1 protein-coding gene is annotated in these 1,660 nt (G+C 59.8%); it reads left to right on the top strand.

All coding sequences use genetic code 11. The features are described from left to right. The first annotated feature begins 69 nt into the window (after positions 1-69). Positions 70-1,598, top strand: a protein-coding gene (locus FRC98_RS20715; RefSeq protein WP_146983489.1) for an IS3 family transposase whose coding sequence is annotated in 2 segments (ribosomal slippage) — positions 70-538 and positions 538-1,598 — 1,530 coding nt in all. Because the reading frame shifts where the segments join, the coding sequence is not laid out codon by codon here. Positions 1,599-1,660 lie beyond the last annotated feature (62 nt).

Here is a 1,660-nt window from a genome sequence, read left to right as displayed (position 1 = left end):
CCCCCTCTGTCAGGATAGTTGTCGCCTCAACCAAACGTGAACTTCGTGGGGCGATATAAGGGTTGTACGATGGGATACCCAGAAGGTTTGAAGCTCCGGATGGTCGAGCGAATGATTGGCCCCAATGCGGTCAGTCCAGATCGATTAGCGCGCGAGTCCGGCATCAGTAAAACAGCGTTGTGGAAGTGGCGAAAGCAGGCGCTTGAGGGCCCCTTTCCCCCGGCGCACGCAGGCGAGGCGGGTATGGCGAAGAAGAAGCCCCAACAGTGGAGCGCTCAGGAGAAATTGCGGGTGATTCTCGAAGCGGCGGCCACGAGCGAGGAGGAGCTTGGCGCTCTGCTGCGGCGCGAGGGTGTGCGCGAGGCCGAGCTTGAGCTGTGGAAGCACGAGATGCTCGAGGGGCTTGAAGGGAGTGCCGCGCACAAGCGTGCCTCTCGACAGCGAGCCGGCCAGGATCAGAAGCGCATCCGTGAGCTTGAGCGTGAGCTGGCGCGTAAAGAGCGTGCGCTGAGCGAGGCTGCGGCGCTGCTTCTCCTCCAAAAAAAAGTCCGCCAGATATGGGGGGACGAGGACGACGACATAGCGTCGAAGAACGAGCCATGATCGTTGCGCTCGTGGATGAAGCGGTGGTTGGCGGCGCCCGTTTTGAGGCGGCGTGTGCCACGATCAAGATCGCTGCGCGCACGCTTCAGCGGTGGCGAGAGGCGCACGATGGTCTGGGCGCTGATGGTCGTTGTGGACCTTCAAAAGCTCCCCGAAACAAGCTCAAGCCGGAGGAGCGTGCTAAGATTATGACGACGCTCAACAGCGCGCCTTATCGCAATCTTGCCCCGCCTCAAATCGTGCCTCAGCTGGCCGACCGCGGTGAGTATTTGTGCAGCGAATCAACGATGTATCGCCTGCTGCGCGAGGCAAAACAACTTGAGCACCGTGGGCGTCAGCAACCGGCGACCCGTCGCAAACCGCCTGAGAAATGCGCCACGGCCCCCAACCAGCTCTGGTGCTGGGATATCTCATATTTACCAACGAAGGTGCGCGGCCAGTTCTACTATCTGTACATGGTTGAGGACGTCTTCAGCCGCAAAATCGTGGGCTGGTCGGTGGAGGCCGAAGAGCGAATGGAGCGAAGTGCCGCGCTGCTTGAGCGCTGTTATCACGACGAAAACATCGGTGCTGGTGAGCTCATCCTGCATTCGGATAATGGCGGTCCGATGCGGGGGGCAACGATGCTCTCGACGATGCAGCGACTGGGAGTCGTTGCCAGTTTCAGCCGCCCTGCTGTGAGCAACGACAACCCCTTTGCCGAGTCGCTCTTTCGAACTGTGAAGTACTGCCCGGCCTACCCCAACAAGGGTTTTGCCAGCATGGAGGCGGCGCAGCGGTGGTTTGAGCGATTTGTCGCCTGGTACAACAACGAGCATCTGCACTCAGGCATCGGCTTTATCACCCCGGCCTCGCGCCATGAGGGCCGCGATGGCGACATCCTTGCGAGGCGTCAGGAAGTTTATGAACAGGCACGCCTACGCAATCCCGAGCGCTGGAGCGGTGCAACGAGGAGTTGGAAGCGAGTCGATAGTGTCCGCCTCAATCAGGACTGACGTTCTTATTGAGGTGGGAAAAATGAGATGTGTCAGGCGACAACTATTTTGACAGTTACCGC

This window comes from Lujinxingia vulgaris (assembly GCF_007997015.1).
GTDB lineage: Bacteria > Myxococcota_A > Bradymonadia > Bradymonadales > Bradymonadaceae > Lujinxingia > Lujinxingia vulgaris.
This window is presented reverse-complemented; position numbering and strand designations above follow the sequence as displayed.